This is a genomic window from Burkholderia sp. ABCPW 11, assembly GCF_001523445.1.
Classification (GTDB): Bacteria; Pseudomonadota; Gammaproteobacteria; order Burkholderiales; family Burkholderiaceae; genus Burkholderia.
In genome coordinates this window covers 185,900-201,158 of the sequence record NZ_LOVM01000017.1, presented here as the reverse complement: position 1 = coordinate 201,158, position 15,259 = coordinate 185,900, and the positions used below count along the sequence as shown (strand labels likewise).

The 15,259-nt window shown below is 67.5% G+C and carries 12 protein-coding genes and 1 pseudogene; 7 read left to right on the top strand and 6 right to left on the bottom strand.

Features of this window, described 5'->3' with window-relative positions; all coding sequences use genetic code 11:
- Positions 1–154 precede the first annotated feature (154 nt).
- Together WS61_RS08080 and WS61_RS35170 are read left to right on the top strand one after the other, a co-directional pair.
- The gene (locus WS61_RS08080; protein WP_257127198.1) at positions 155–1,018 is read left to right on the top strand and encodes a hypothetical protein; all 864 of its coding nucleotides are present in this window, start codon (positions 155–157) and stop codon (positions 1,016–1,018) included.
- Positions 1,019–1,036: 18 nt separating this feature from the next.
- On the top strand, positions 1,037–1,213 hold the full coding sequence (locus tag WS61_RS35170) for a hypothetical protein (RefSeq protein WP_179949663.1): 177 nt from the start codon (positions 1,037–1,039) through the stop codon (positions 1,211–1,213).
- A gap of 55 nt (positions 1,214–1,268) precedes the next feature.
- On the opposite strand, the pseudogene WS61_RS08075 reads toward WS61_RS35170, so the two are convergent.
- The 4 genes and pseudogenes from WS61_RS08075 to WS61_RS08060 all read right to left on the bottom strand — a co-directional run.
- Positions 1,269–2,070: pseudogene (locus WS61_RS08075) on the bottom strand (iron chelate uptake ABC transporter family permease subunit); the annotation flags it as partial.
- Between the two features lie 372 nt (positions 2,071–2,442).
- Positions 2,443–2,796, bottom strand: coding sequence for a DUF4148 domain-containing protein (locus WS61_RS08070; protein WP_059499984.1), 354 nt, complete (start codon positions 2,794–2,796; stop codon positions 2,443–2,445).
- A gap of 359 nt (positions 2,797–3,155) precedes the next feature.
- Positions 3,156–3,425, bottom strand: a complete 270-nt coding sequence (locus WS61_RS08065) for a hypothetical protein (RefSeq protein ID WP_059499983.1) — start codon at positions 3,423–3,425, stop codon at positions 3,156–3,158.
- A 101-nt stretch (positions 3,426–3,526) separates the two neighbouring features.
- A complete protein-coding gene (locus WS61_RS08060; protein ID WP_059499982.1) occupies positions 3,527–4,633 on the bottom strand; it encodes a substrate-binding domain-containing protein in 1,107 nt (368 codons plus the stop codon).
- A 131-nt stretch (positions 4,634–4,764) separates the two neighbouring features.
- On the opposite strand from WS61_RS08060, the gene WS61_RS08055 reads away from it, so the two are divergent.
- From WS61_RS08055 to WS61_RS08040, 4 genes are read left to right on the top strand one after another with little or no spacing between them, the layout of a single operon-like run.
- Positions 4,765–5,265, top strand: coding sequence for an NAD(P)H-dependent oxidoreductase subunit E (locus WS61_RS08055; RefSeq protein WP_059499981.1), 501 nt, complete (start codon positions 4,765–4,767; stop codon positions 5,263–5,265).
- The gene (locus WS61_RS08050; RefSeq protein ID WP_059499980.1) at positions 5,262–6,839 is read left to right on the top strand and encodes an NADH-quinone oxidoreductase subunit NuoF; all 1,578 of its coding nucleotides are present in this window, start codon (positions 5,262–5,264) and stop codon (positions 6,837–6,839) included. Before WS61_RS08055 ends, WS61_RS08050 begins: the two co-directional genes overlap by 4 nt.
- Positions 6,840–6,856: 17 nt before the next feature.
- A complete protein-coding gene (gene fdhF, locus WS61_RS08045) occupies positions 6,857–9,808 on the top strand; it encodes a formate dehydrogenase subunit alpha (RefSeq protein WP_059499979.1) in 2,952 nt (983 codons plus the stop codon).
- Between the two features lie 7 nt (positions 9,809–9,815).
- Positions 9,816–10,067 carry a formate dehydrogenase subunit delta gene (locus tag WS61_RS08040; protein WP_059499978.1) on the top strand — a complete coding sequence of 84 codons (252 nt, stop codon included), beginning with the start codon at positions 9,816–9,818 and terminating at the stop codon, positions 10,065–10,067.
- An 8-nt stretch (positions 10,068–10,075) separates the two neighbouring features.
- On the opposite strand, the gene WS61_RS08035 is transcribed toward WS61_RS08040, so the two are convergent.
- Complete coding sequence (locus WS61_RS08035) at positions 10,076–11,722, bottom strand: FAD-dependent monooxygenase (protein ID WP_059499977.1); 1,647 nt, start codon at positions 11,720–11,722, stop codon at positions 10,076–10,078.
- A 58-nt stretch (positions 11,723–11,780) separates the two neighbouring features.
- On the opposite strand from WS61_RS08035, the gene WS61_RS08030 reads away from it, so the two are divergent.
- Positions 11,781–13,688: a tetratricopeptide repeat protein gene (locus tag WS61_RS08030; RefSeq protein ID WP_059499976.1), complete on the top strand. Its 1,908-nt coding sequence runs from the start codon at positions 11,781–11,783 to the stop codon at positions 13,686–13,688.
- Between the two features lie 81 nt (positions 13,689–13,769).
- Here the strand turns inward: WS61_RS08030 and WS61_RS08025 are convergent, their stop codons facing one another.
- A complete protein-coding gene (locus WS61_RS08025; RefSeq protein ID WP_034206702.1) occupies positions 13,770–15,065 on the bottom strand; it encodes an MFS transporter in 1,296 nt (431 codons plus the stop codon).
- Positions 15,066–15,259: the final 194 nt, after the last annotated feature.

Genomic DNA, 15,259 nt, shown 5'->3' with positions numbered 1-15,259 from the left:
GGGTTGGCATTGGGCCAACCGGCTGAGTGAGTACGCTCCTTGAGCGTAGGCAGGCTTGCACGCTCCTGAATCGAACAACGGCGCATAGGCCGGATATGTAACTCGAGCGAGGCGTGCATTGATCACGATAAATACCGAAAAACAGCTCATCCGAGTGGATGACTGGTCGACAATCGTCGAACGGGCTGGATTCACCAACAATCTGGATCCGAAGCAGCACGAGCTCAAGGAAATCATCGGCCGCTACGTGTTCAAAGATAAGTTGCGATGCGGCTTGTCGAGTTGCCATACGCCGCACAATCGCGGCTTCATCGTAGTGACCAAGAGTGGCTTGGAAACCAATATCGGAAAAGATTGTGGGAAAACGCACTTCGGCGTGGATTTCAATGACAAGTCCCGCCAGTTCGAGCGCGATATCACCGAAAAGGAAAACCGTGAGACGCTGTGGAGCTTCCATTTCCGCCTGGATGAGCTGATGCAGACCATCGAAGAAATTCGTAAAGGGGAGAGAGGTGCGGACTGGGTTTACAGGCACACCCGCCCTCTCGTGGAATTGAATAAAGGAGTTCCTGAAAAAATCGTCCGATACGTCTGCGACATGGTTAAAAGGGGAAGCAGCATCGTGACGGTCCCGCGTCAGGCCACCAAGGAAGAGGCGGACGCGGAAGAAGCGCGCATCGGCCGCCACGTGCCGCGTCCGTTCATCATCGACGAACCTGTTGGCCAAGTCAGTAATCTCGATGCGCTGTATCGCGAGAACGATTTGAGGGAGATACTCGTTCTCGACTTGGAAATGAAGTGCAAGGAACTGTCCGAGTTGGATGTGGATACCCTTACCTACGACCAATTGACGAAGTGGGTCAAATGGGTGGGGACAGTCGAGGCGAAGCTCCAGCGCGCTCGGGATGCAGTAGCGTCGGGCCGGCAACTTCTCACCGTTGCCAATCTGTCCTGTCTAGGCGAGGTGTCATCGGCCGACGCATGGGAGTTCGAGCAATATCTCAAGCCCCTCAACTGATCGATCGCAGAGAGAGCCATGGATAAAGACCGGATCAAGGAACTCTACGGCATTGAGCTCAAGCCACGCGTGCTCGTCCGGCCGAAATCTTCGGTTAGCCTCGCCACGCCGGAAGGAAGGCGGGAGATCACCGCGACGATCCGGAAGGTCATGGTCCAGCATCGCGACGTACTGATCGCCCTCAAGGATCGGTAATCGGCTTTCACGCGGGCTTCTGCGTGGTGCTCAAGATCGCCATCGGCTGCCCTGCGACAGCGGCACCGGCACGCCAAGCTGCGCGTGCGCCGCGCACCTGGCGCAGCAGGTTCGGTGCGACCAGCCCGACATACGACAGCGGGCCCGCGATGCTGACGGCCACGCTCGTGAACGCGACGGCGACGATCGGCGCCGCGAGCGGAGTCGCGTCGACGCGCATCCCGGCCGCCGCCTCGCCGCCGAGCACGAGCGGATTCAGCGGTCGGATCACGAACGGTAGTGCGATCAGCGGCACGACGAGCCAGCGCACGGCGAGCGCGAGGCCCGTCGCGCCCGGCTGGTTCAGGCTGCCGTTGGTCCACAGCGCGGCGCCCGCGATGTTCTGCTCGAAGAAGGCGAGCACGAGCGTCGACGGCGCCGCGAACAGCAGCATACACACATTGCCGGCAAGCACGAGCCGCAACGGCGTCGCGCGCCAGCCACCCGCCGCGACGATCGCGCACGCGGCCGCCGCGAGCCCGCACACGAACAGCAGCGGCACCGACGCGACGCCGGCCAGCGCCGGCACCAGCATCGCCGCGAGCAGGCCGAGCTGGGCGCCGCCCATCACGCCGAGCAGGTCGGGCGACGCGAGCGGATTGCGCGTGAGCGACTGGAACAGCGCGCCGGCGATGCCGAGGCAGCCGCCCGCGACGAGCGGCAGATTGAGGTCGAACAGAAACACGTGCGCCAGCGAGCGCGACATCGCTGCCTGGTACCGTGTCCCGCCACACGCAAAGGTCGGGCCCGACGCGTTGCGGCACATGGTCCGCGTACGGCACGCGGCCGGACTGTGGCACCAGAGCAACCAACGAAATCGCGAGTAGCCGAGTGAAACAGGGGGTTCTTCTGGGGGTTTTTTATTCACCATTCCGCATCGGATCATTGCCAGATAAGGCATAGCGGCCGCAATGCTGTTGCCGCCGCCCCACCAAATTCCGCGCTCGTCGCACGAACCCCGCATGACGGAAGTCTGCGGGGTTTTTTGTTTCCGGCGTCCGACTCCCTCCGAAAAAGCGCCCAGCCACGGATGGGCCGGGCGGAATGCCGCCGATGTCCGGCGGCAGGAGGTGACGGATGTTCTGCCGCGCCCGCGCGATCGTCGCTGCGCCGAGCGGTGACCGGCCTGATGGTTCGGGCGTCGGACGCAGCGCCGCGCCCGCACCTGCCCATACCGGGCGATACGCGGCTTAGCTGCCGCGATACAGCGACTGCATTTCTTCCGCGCTGGCCGGGCGCACGCCCATTGCGCGCGAACCCGACGCCGATGCGCCCTGTGCCTGCGCACCGTAGCCGCTGGCGTCGGCGCCTTGAGCTTGTGCCAGCGCGCTGCGCTGCTGCTCAGCGATACGGGCCGTGGCGGCCTGGATCGCTTCCGGATAGTGCGGATCTTCGCCGCGGGCTGAGTTGTAACCGGCCTGCTGGAGTTGAACCAGTTCGGCGCGCACCTGCGCTCGGGTGATCGTCGAACCCGACTGGGCGAACGAAGCGACCGGAGCAACGAGAGCAGCAGCAACGACAACGGCTTGAACGAGCGACTTCATGATGACCTACCTCCAGATTTGTCTGATTCGGCGGTGAACACCTTGATCAGCGCCGACAAACCGAAGTTTATGTAGGTGGGTGCTTAAGAATAAGGCAGGTTTCAGGAAGACATCCTTCCTGATTTGCGGGTTAACCCTAGAATCGTGTCGGAACGGCAATACGGGCGAATGGCCGCTTCGTCCTCCCCGTATCGCGTGAAGGGCCGCAAATGCACGAGCCCCGCGAAGCGGAAGGCTTCGCGGGGCTCGAATAGAGTGGAATCAAGCGGAGCGTCTGCTGTCGTCTGCCAGCCGATCAAACCGCTGCGCCGAAGACAGGCGCGCCTCGCTCGCACGCACGCACACACGCCGCCTGCCCGTTACCGGGCATCCATCGGGCACTTCAGGTTGCAGCCGTTCGGGTCGCCCAGGTCACCCTTGCGGCGCAATGCCGACTTTTTGCCGCTCTGATATTTCTCCGACGGCGCCGACGCCGCGAACGGCATCTGTGGATGTTCGTTCAGGCGGAACTGTTCGCTGAGGATACCGCCGGGCACCCCCGGGGAATTCTGCGCGAACGCAAACGGCGAAGCGACGACCAGCAGCCCCGCGGTCAACGCTGCCGTGGCAAGGGGAACGGAAAATTTCATGGCGGGATGACGCCTGAACGGCGTGCTTGTTGGAACGTTGATCAAGCGGCAAGCGTAGCGCAATTCCCCCACTGTTGCAGCGCGGCTCGATCGCGTCTTCGTTACCGCGAATTGCCGTCCGCGCCGCTCGCGTCGTCGCGGCCGGCCAGCCCGGCGGCGATGGGCTCCAGCGCGCCGCACGCGGCCGGATCGTAGCCGTCCAGATGCGCGACGCGCTCGACGAAGCGTGCGTCACGCAGCAATGCCAGCACATCGGCGAGCGGCCGCACATCGAGCCGTGCGCGTTCGCATGCGAAGTAATAGTCCTCGTCGACGATCGGGATGAAGTCGAGCCCGAAGTGATGTGCAGCCGGCTCGACGCCGAACCCCAGATCGGCCATTCCGCTCGCGACGAACGCCGCGATCGCCGAATGCGTGAGTTCGGCCGACGCATAGCCGTCGATGCGCTCCGGGTCGATGCCGATCGCGCGCAACGCAAGATCCAGCAACATGCGCGTGCCCGATCCCGGCTGGCGGTTGACGAAGCGGACGTCGTCGCGCGCCAGATCCGCCAGCCCGCGCACCTGCTTCGGGTTGCCGCGCGGGACGAACAGCCCCTGCTGGCGGCGCGTCAGATGAATCAGCACGTGGCGCGTGTCGTCGAGCCAGGGCCGATAGATTTGCGCGCACTGCGCGCGAAACGCGCCGCGCGGCAAATGGAAGCCCGCGAGATCGCATTCGCCGCGCGCGAGCGCCTGCACGGCCTCGACGCTTTCGCGATACTTGATGTCGACGGCCGCCTGCGCATCGACGAGCGCGGAAACGAGCGTCGCGACCGCGTAACCGTGCGACGCATGAATGCGCACGGCGCCGTCGCGCTGCGCGAGCCGCCGGTTCAGCTCGCTGGCCACCTCGGCCGCCAGCGTGCGCAGGTTTCCGTCGAGGCGGCTGCGTGCCAGACGCTGCGCATCGACGACCGCCTGCCCGAGCGCCGACAACGTCGAACCCTTGCCGCGCGCGGTTTCGATCAATTCCCCGCCGATGCACGATTCCAGCGCGCGCAGCATGCCCCACGCGTGCCGGTACGACAGCCCCTTGGCTTGCGCGGCCTGCGCGATGCTGCCCGTATCGGCCACAAGCTCCAGCAGCGGAGCGACGTCGGACAGACTGGCCGAACGGCCTTCCGTGTCGCGTACGGTCAGATACGCGTCGCATTCGATCCGAATCAATTATGCACCCCGATTTCCTATTGCGACCGCGAAATCTTCCGCTTATCGTTGGTCGAAATCAATCAGAACGAAGTCCCGCTGCGCACTATATGAATTTCGAGCGCATATGAGACTTTGGAGGAGCATAACCGATGTCCCCGAATTCCCCCGCGCCCGACGCGCTCGTCGAGCGCCATGCGAGCGCCGGCCGGTCGCTCGTCGCGATCCTGCACGCGATCCAGGACGAGGCGGGCTACGTGCCGCCGGGCTGCGTCGCGCCGCTCGCAAAGGCGCTGAACCTGTCGCGCGCGGAAGTGCACGGCGTCCTGACCTACTACCACCATTTCCGCACCGCGCCGCCCGCACGCGTGACGATCCAGATGTGCCGCGCCGAAGCGTGCCGCAGCATGGGCTGCGAAACGCTCGCCGCCCACGCGGAAGCCCGCACGGGCTGCCGGTTCGACGCCGCGCACGGCGATGCCGCCGCAGCCCACACACCGGACGACGTCGCGCTCGAATCGGTCTACTGCCTCGGGCTGTGCGCGCAATCGCCGTCGATGACAATCAACGGGGTGCTCCACGCAAAGGTCACGCCGGAGAAGTTCGACGCCCTGCTGGCCGACGCGGTCGCCCACACGCCGGAGGCCGCATGACGACCCGCATCTACGTTCCGCGCGATTCGTCCGCGCTGGCACTCGGCGCCGACGCGCTCGCCGCCGCGATCACGGCCGAAGCCGAACGGCGCGGCGTCGCGGTCGAGGTGATCCGCAACGGTTCTCGCGGGCTGCTGTGGCTCGAACCGCTCGTCGAAGTCGGGACGGCCCCGGGCCGCGTCGGCTATGCGAACCTGTCGGCCGCCGACGTGCCGGCCCTGTTCGACGCCAACTGGCTCGAAGGCGGCACGCATCCGAGCGGCGTCGGCCTCGTCGACGCGCTGCCCTATCTGTCGCGCCAGCAGCGGCTCACGTTCGCGCGCATCGGCCTGACCGATCCGCTGTCGATCGACGACTACCTGCAACACGACGGCCTCGCCGGCCTGAAGAACGCACTGGCGCTCGACGGCGACGCCGCATGCGAAACGCTGATCGAGTCGGGGCTGCGCGGCCGCGGCGGCGCGGCGTTTCCGGCCGGCATCAAGTGGCGTACCGTGCGGCAAGCGCGCGCCACGCAGAAATACATCGTCTGCAACGCGGACGAAGGCGATTCGGGCACGTTCGCCGACCGCCTGCTGATGGAATGCGATCCGTACTGCCTGATCGAAGGGATGATCATCGCGGGCGTCGCCACCGGCGCGACGGTCGGCTACATCTACGTGCGCAGCGAATACCCGCACGCGATCGCCACGCTCGAAGCCGCGATCGGCCGCGCGCGCGAAGCCGGCTGGCTCGGCGAGCACGTGCTCGGCTCCGCGCACGCGTTCGAGCTGCACGTTGCGAAAGGCGCGGGCTCGTACGTATGCGGCGAGGAAACGGCGCTGCTCGAATCGCTCGAGGGCAAGCGCGGCGTCGTGCGCGCGAAGCCGCCGCTGCCCGCGCTCGCGGGCCTGTTCGGCCAGCCGACCGTGATCAACAACGTAATCACGCTCGCGACGGCGCCGGTGATCTTCGCGCGCGGCGCCGCGTTCTATCGCGACTACGGGATGGGCCGCTCGCGCGGCACGCTGCCGTTCCAGCTGGCAGGCAACATCCGTCACGGCGGCCTCGTCGAGCTGGCGTTCGGCGTCACGCTGCGGGAACTGCTGTTCGACTTCGGCGGCGGCACGGCCAGCGGCCGGCCGGCACGCGCCGCACAGGTCGGCGGCCCGCTCGGCACCTACCTGCCCGACCACCAGTGGGACGTGCCGCTCGACTACGAGGCGTACACGGCGATCGGCGCGGTGGTCGGCCACGGCGGCATCGTGCTGCACGACGACACGTCGAATCTCGCCGAGCTGGCCGAATACGCGATGAAGTTCTGCGCGATCGAATCGTGTGGCAAGTGCACGCCGTGCCGGATCGGTTCGACGCGCGGCGTCGAGACGATCGCGCGGATTCGCGACGGCGATACGTCGGAGCGGCAGGTCACGCTGTTGCGCGACCTGTGCGACACGATGCTCGCCGGCTCGCTGTGCGCGATGGGCGGCATGACGCCGTACCCGGTGCTGTCCGCGCTCGACCATTTCCCCGAAGATTTCGGGCTCGCTGCCGGCAAGGATGCCGCGTCGGGCCCGGTCAAGGCTGCGGCCTGACCCAGAAGGAGCCCTGCATGTCCCTCGACACGAACAACGTCCGCCAAGGCGGCTGCGGCTCGGGCCAATGCGCGTGCAAGAGCGCCGCACAGGCGCGCGCCCGCGATCCGTTGGACGATACCGACTACGGCACGCCGCAACGGCATGCCGACACCGACGTCACGCTCGAAATCGATGGCCAGCCGGTCACCGTGCCGGCCGGCACGTCGGTGATGCGCGCGGCGATCGAAGCCGGCATCAACGTCCCGAAGCTCTGCGCGACCGATTCGCTCGAGCCGTTCGGCTCGTGCCGGCTGTGCCTCGTCGAGATCGAGGGCCGGCGCGGCTATCCGGCGTCGTGCACGACACCCGCCGAAGCCGGCATGAAGGTGCGCACGCAGTCGGACCGGCTGCAGTCGCTGCGCCGCAACGTGATGGAGCTGTACATTTCCGACCACCCGCTCGACTGCCTCACCTGCCCGGCCAACGGCGACTGCGAGCTGCAGGACATGGCGGGCGTGGTCGGCCTGCGCGAAGTGCGCTACGGCTTCGACGGCGCGAATCACCTGAAGGACACGAAGGACGAGTCGAACCCGTACTTTACGTACGACCCGTCGAAATGCATCGTCTGCAACCGCTGCGTGCGCGCGTGCGAGGAAACGCAGGGCACGTTCGCGCTGACGATCGCCGCACGCGGCTTCGAATCGCGCGTCGCCGCGGGCGAAAGCGAATCGTTCATGGCGTCGGAATGCGTGTCGTGCGGCGCATGCGTGGCCGCATGCCCGACGGCCACGCTGCAGGAAAAATCCGTCGTGCAGCTCGGGCAGGCCGAGCACTCGGTGATCACGACCTGCGCGTACTGCGGCGTCGGCTGCTCGTTCAAGGCCGAGATGAAGGGCACGCAGGTCGTGCGCATGACGCCGCACAAGAACGGTCTCGCGAACGAAGGCCACGCATGCGTGAAGGGACGCTTCGCGTGGGGCTATGCGACGCACAAGGACCGCATCACGAAGCCGATGATCCGCGAGAAGATCACCGATCCGTGGCGCGAAGTGAGCTGGGACGAAGCCCTCACCTACGCGGCGACGCAATTCCGCAAGCTGCAGCAGAAGTACGGCCGCGACTCGATCGGCGGCATCACGTCGTCGCGCTGCACGAACGAGGAAACCTATCTCGTGCAGAAGCTCGTGCGCGCCGCATTCGGCAACAACAACGTCGATACCTGCGCGCGCGTGTGCCACTCGCCGACCGGCTATGGCCTCAAGACGACGCTCGGCGAATCGGCCGGCACGCAGACGTTCGCATCGGTCGGCCAAGCCGACGTGATCGTCGTGATGGGCGCGAACCCGACCGACGGCCACCCGGTGTTCGGCTCGCGGCTGAAGCGGCGCGTGCGCGAAGGCGCGAAGCTGATCGTGATCGACCCGCGCCGCATCGACGTGGTCGACGGCCCGCACGTGAAGGCCACGCACCACCTGCAGTTGCGTCCAGGCACCAACGTCGCGATCGTCAATGCACTGGCGCACGTGATCGTCACCGAAGGGCTGGTGGCCGACGCATTCGTCGCAGAGCGCTGCGAGACGCGCGCGTTCGAGCAATGGCGCGACTTCGTCGCGCAGGCCGACAATTCGCCCGAGGCGACAGCGGACGTGACGGGCGTGCCGGCCGAGCTGGTACGCGCCGCCGCGCGCCTGTACGCAACGGGCGGCAACGCCGCGATCTATTACGGGCTGGGCGTGACCGAACACGCGCAGGGCTCGACGACGGTGATGGGCATCGCGAACCTCGCGATGGCGACCGGCAACGTCGGCCGCGAAGGCGTCGGCGTCAATCCGCTACGCGGCCAGAACAACGTGCAGGGTTCGTGCGACATGGGCTCGTTCCCGCACGAACTGCCCGGCTACCGCCACATCGGCGACGAAGTCGTGCGCACGCAGTTCGAGCAGGCGTGGGCGGCCACGCTGCAGCCGGAACCCGGGCTGCGGATCCCGAACATGTTCGACGCCGCGCTCGACGGCAGCTTCAAGGGGCTTTACTGCCAGGGCGAGGACATCGTCCAGTCGGACCCGAACACGCAGCATGTCGCGGCCGCGCTGTCGGCGATGGAATGCATCGTCGTGCAGGACATCTTCCTGAACGAAACCGCGAAATACGCGCACGTGCTGCTGCCGGGCTCGACGTTCCTCGAGAAGGACGGCACGTTCACGAACGCGGAACGCCGGATCTCGCGCGTGCGCAAGGTGATGCCGCCGCTCGCGGGCTACGCGGACTGGGAAGTCACGCTGCTGTTGTCGCAGGCGCTCGGCTACGACATGCACTACTCGCATCCGTCGGAAATCATGGACGAGATCGCGCGGCTCACGCCGACCTTCTCGGGCGTGTCGTACGACAAGCTCGACGCACTCGGCAGCATCCAGTGGCCGTGCAACGAACACGCGCCGGAAGGCACGCCGACCATGCACATCGACACGTTCGTGCGCGGCAAGGGCCGGTTCGTGATCACCAAGTTCATTCCGACGCCGGAGAAGGTCACGCAGCGCTATCCGCTGATCCTGACGACGGGCCGCATCCTGTCGCAATACAACGTCGGCGCGCAGACGCGCCGGACCGAAAACGTGCGGTGGCACGAAGAGGATCGCCTCGAGATCCATCCGCACGATGCCGAGGATCGTGGGATCCGCACCGGCGACTGGGTCGGCATCGAATCGCGCGCGGGGCAGACGGTGCTGCGCGCGCTCGTGACGGAGCGCATGCAGCCGGGCGTCGTGTACACCACGTTCCACTTTCCCGAATCGGGCGCGAACGTGATCACGACGGACAGCTCCGACTGGGCGACGAACTGCCCCGAATACAAGGTGACTGCCGTGCAGGTGATGCCGGTTGCGCAGCCGTCCGACTGGCAGCGCGCGTATGCGCGCTTCAACTCGGAGCAGCTCGACTTGCTCGAGCGCCGCGCCGCCGCGCCGGCCGCCGTCACGACAGGCAAGTGAGGCCGCAATGGACAACGACCACCTGATCGACATGGCCAATCAGATCGGCGCATTCTTCGAATCGATGCCTGATCGCGACGAAGCGCTGACCGGGATCGCCGAGCATATCCGGCGCTTCTGGGAGCCGCGGATGCGACGCGCGTTGCTCGCCGCGCTCGACGACCCGTCGAGCGAAGCCGGGCAACGCGCGATGCCGATCGTGCGCGATGCGATCGCCGCGCATCGCGCGTCGCTCGTCCCTGCCGCAGCGCCCGCCTGACCGCCCGGCTACGCGGACACCGACATGCCCGCGAACCAGCTTTCGCAGTGGCGCAGCAATGCGTTGGCGTCGGTCGCCGTGCGTCCCCGCGCGGCGACATAGCCATCGGGCCGCAGCAGATAGAACGACGGCCGCGAGCGGCCGTATTCCTGCGCGAGCCCCGCCGCACCGTCGCCTTCGGCATCGGCGACGCGCCACACGCGCACCGCTTCCGGCATGATCCGTTCGAGCCCCTGCACGAGCGCCTGCGCATCGGCCGGGATCGGCGGCACTTCGCCGGCGTCGGTATTCACCGGTTCTTCCAGCAGCAACAGCGTGAAACTCGCCGGATCGTGAAGGTCGTATAGCCGCGCCGTGCCGGGCGCCCGACCGAGCGGCCCGTCGAGCACGTGCACGAGCGCATCGGGCGCGCGCTCGCCCGCGCGCGGGCCGCCGTCGAGCACGCGCTCGAGCGTGAGCGGACTCTTCCGATACTGCACGCCGAGTTCGCTCACCGTGCGCCTGAGCGCGTCGCGCATCGGCCCGAACGACGCCAGCAGCGGCACGACATGATCGCGCAGCAGCTTCATCGCACCGCGTTCGGCTTCGACCACCTGGGTGACGAAACCGGTCTGCCGCAACACGTCGCGCTCGATCGGATGGCGCTCCGCGTGATACGTGTCGAGCAACCGCTCGGGCGCGCCTGCGCCGAGGACGCGCGCGAGCTTCCAGCCGAGGTTGAACGCCTCCTGGATGCCGGTGTTCATGCCCTGCGCGCCGGCCGGGCTGTGGACGTGCGCGGCGTCGCCCGCGAAGAACACGCGGCCATGACGCAGCCGGTCGACCATCCGGCTGTGCAGGTGGAAATAGGACGACCACGCGAGATCGCTTGGCGAGATCGACGCGCCGACGCGCGCGCGGATGATCGCGTCGCATTCCGCGAGCGACGGAGCCGGTGCGTCGGGCGACGCACCGCCGCCGGGCGGCCGATCCGCCACGAGCCGGTAACGGCCGCCTCCCATCGGAAACAGGCCCGCGATGCCTGCGGGCGTCGTGAACAGATGGATCTCCTCGTCCGGCCATTCGGGTATCGCCGCGAAATCGGCAAGCAGGAAAGTCTGTTCGAACGCATGCCCGGCAAAGCCGAGGCCGAGGAGATGCCTGACCGTGCTGTGCGCGCCGTCGGCGGCAATCAGGTATGACGGGGTGAGCGACTCTTCGCGGCCGTCGGCGCGGCGCAGCGTCACGTCGAGCGACGTGCCGCCCGCGTCGCATGCGGTCAGCGCCGTCCCGCGTTCGACGGTCACGCCCAATGTGGCCAGGTGTTCGGCGAGCAGCCGCTCGGTGATGCTCTGATCGAGAAACATCAGATACGGATAGCGCGTTTGCAGCGGATCGAAATCGAGCCGTGCGATCACGCGGCCGTCGGCATGCAGCTCGGCCGCATGTGCGCGATGGCCGAGCGCGAGAAACGGTTCGACCGCACGATGCTGCTCCAGCAGCTCGAGCGTGCGCGCCTGGATGCCGATCGCACGCGAAAACGGCGCCGGCGCGACGAGACGATCGATGATGCGCACCGGCACGCGGGCACGCGCGAGGCTCATCGCCGCGGCAAGGCCGGTCGGCCCCGCGCCGACGATCAGCACGGGTGGGATATCGGACAGTGTGTCAGCCATGAGACCCTCGATGACACGCGACTCTGCAAGTCTACGCCGCTCCGCGTCACGGGGCCATATGCCGACCGGCCGATACGCGCCCGCGCCGCGCGGTGTGGGAAAATACGCGCTTTCCGCCAGTTTTCGCGTCATGGATTCCGCATTCGACCGGGCATACGCCGCGCACCGCGCGGGTCGCCTCGCCGAGGCCGAGCACGGCTATCGCAACGCGCTCGCCTCCAACCCCGCTGACGCCGACGCGCTGCACCTGTTCGGCGTGCTGCGGCACCAGCAGGGCCAGCACGCCGAGGCGGCCGATCTCGTCGGCCGCGCCGTCGCGCTGCGTCCGGACGATGCCGCGCTGCAGCTCAATCTCGGCAACGCGCTGAAAGCGCTCGGCCGGCTCGACGAAGCGATCGACCGCTTTCGCAACGCGCTGACGCTCGCGCCCGAGTTTCCGCTCGCGCACTACAACCTCGGCAACGCCTATGCGGCGGTGCAGCGTCACGACGATGCGATCGACGCCTTCGGGCGCGCGCTGCAGCTCACGCCCGACGACGCATCGATCCACAACAATCTCGGCAACGCGCTGAACGCGCTCGGCCGCCACGACGACGCGCTCGCCGCGTTCCGTCGCGCGCTCGAGCTCCGGCCCGGGCATGCGGGCGCGCACAACAATCTCGCGATGGCGCTGAGCGCGATGGGTCGCGCCGACGAGGCGATCGCGCACTTCCAGGCCGCGATCGCCGCGCAGCCGCGGTTCGTCGCCGCGCATTTCAATCTCGGCAACACGTTCGACGCGGTCGGCCGGCATGCCGAGGCGGCAGCCGCCTTCGAAGCCGCGCTCGCGCTGCACCCGCCGTTTCCGCTCGCGCTGTTCGGGCTCGCGAACGCACTCTGCGCGCAGGCGCGCCACCGCGACGCGCTGCCCTACTACGAACGCGCCGTCGGGCTCGATCCGTCGTTCGGGCTCGCGTGGCTGAATCTCGGCAACGCGCATCACGCGCTCGGCGCGCACGAGATGGCGCTGCGCGCATTCGACCAGGCGCTGCGCGTCGCGCCCGATCTCACGCTCGCGCGGCTGCATCGCGCGGTCACGCTGCTGACGCTGCGCGACTTCACGCGCGGCCTGCCCGCCTACGAAGCGCGCCACGAGACGCCCGGCGCGACGCCGCTCGGCGCGCTGCCGCGCTGGCAGGGCGAGCCGATTGCGTCGCGTACGTTGCTGATTCGCGCGGAACAGGGGTTCGGCGACACGCTGCAGTTCGTGCGCTTCGTGCCGCTGGCCCGCGCACGCTGCGCGCGCGTCGTGCTCGAAGTCCAGCCGGAACTCGTCGCACTGCTGACGCCGGCCGCGTCGCGCTGGCGCGTGACGCTCATCGCGCAAGGCGCCGCGAAGCCGCCTGTCGCGGACGTCGGCTGCACGCTGATGAGCCTGCCGTTCCTGCTCGGGCTTCAGCCGGAAGACATCGTCGGCTCGCGCTATCTCGATGCGCCCGACAGCGCCCGGCGGCGCTTTCGCGGGTCGCTCGGCGGGCAGTCGAAGCGCAAGTTCGGCCTGGCATGGTCGGGGCGCCGGCAGGCGCAGGAAAACCGCTCGATGCCGTTCGACGCGCTCGCGCCGTTGCTCGCGCTGCCGGACATCGACTGGATCGTGCTGCAGCCCGCGCTGGACGACGACGAACGAGCGCGCGTCGACGCACATCCGCGCGTGCATCGCCTCGACGGCCGGCTGAACGACTTTGCCGATACGGCGGCGCTGATCGAACGGCTCGACGGCGTCGTCACGATCGACACGGCCGTCGCGCACCTCGCGGGCGCGCTCGGCAAGCCGCTGTGGGTCATGCTGCCGTTCGCGCCCGACTGGCGCTGGTTCACCGGCGACGACTGCCCGTGGTATCCGCAGGCCAGGATCGCCCGGCAGCCTGCGCCGGGCGCATGGCTCGACGTGGCGGCCGCGGTGGCCGACATGCTGCGCGAGGCATGACCGCCAACGAGAAAGGGAGCGCATGCGCTCCCTTTTTTCGATGCGATGCGCGGCCGACGCCGCGCGATAGACCGGCCGCCGTCAGGCCGACTTGTACTGGTTGCGCGCGTCGGCGGTGCGATAGAGCACGAGCGTCGCGATCAAGCCGCAGATCGCGGCCACGCTCAACCACAGCCCGGGCGCCGCTTTATTGCCCGTCTGGTGGATCAGCAGCGTCGAGATCGCCGGCGTGAAGCCGCCGATCGTCGTTGCCAGGCTGTACGCGAGCGAGAAGCCGGCCGTACGCACGTCGGCCGGCATCACTTCGGTCAGCGCGACGACCATCGCCCCGTTGTACGACGCGTACAGGAACGACAGCCACAGCTCGACCGCGAGCAGCCGCAGGAACGACGGATCGCCGACGAGCCACAGCACGGCGGGATAAGCCGACAGCAACGTCAGCACGGTGAACGCGATGAGCACGGGGCGACGGCCGATGCGGTCGGACAGCGCACCGGACAGCGGCAGCCACACGAGGTTCGAGATCCCGACGCAGACGGTCACGACCAGCGCGTCGAGCGACGACAGATGCAGCACTTCCTTGCCGAATGTCGGCGTGTAGGCGGTAATCATGTAGAACGACACCGTCGTCATGATCACCATCCCCATGCCGGCCACCACGACACCCCAGTTGTCGAGCATCGAGCGCATGATCTCGCCCATCGTCGGGCGGTGACGCTTTGCAAGAAATTCGTCGGTCTCCTTCAGCGACCGGCGGATCAGGAACAGGAACGGCACGATCAGGCAGCCGATGAGGAACGGAATGCGCCAGCCCCACGCGGTCATTTCCTCGACCGGCAGTGCGCGGTTCAGCACGACGCCGACGAACGCGGCGAACACGACGGCCACCTGCTGGCTCCCCGACTGCCACGACGTGTAGAACCCCTTGTGGCCCTTCGTCGCGATCTCCGACAGGTAGACCGACACGCCGCCGAGTTCGACGCCTGCCGAGAAACCTTGCAACAATCGGCCGAACAGCACGAGCACCGGCGCCAGCACGCCGATCGTCGCGTATCCCGGTATCGCGGCCACCGTGAGCGTGCCGATCGCCATCAGCCCGAGCGTCAGGATCAGCCCCTTGCGGCGGCCGTGATGGTCGATATACGCGCCGAGCACGATCGCACCGACCGGCCGCATCAGGAAGCCCGCGCCGAATACCGACAGCGACAGCATCAGCGATGCGAAGGCGTTGCCGCTCGGAAAGTACGTTTTCGCGATGGCCGACGCGTAATACCCGTAGACCATGAAGTCGTACATTTCCAGGAAGTTGCCGCTGACGACCCGGAAGACGGTGCGGACTTTCGATTCCTGCGCGATGGCAGGGGACGCAGTGGACATGTTTTCTCGCTCAGCTCGGACGGCGCATACCGCACCGCATGAATCCGACGATGCACGACGCGCCGGGCCGAGCCGGTGCGCACGGGCATCGCTGCCCGCCGGCGGCGCGTAACGGTGCGCCGCCGGCATGATTCGCGAATCATGCCACGTCAGCCCGACATTTGCCTTGTGGCGCCCTGTCATGACCGTCGCGG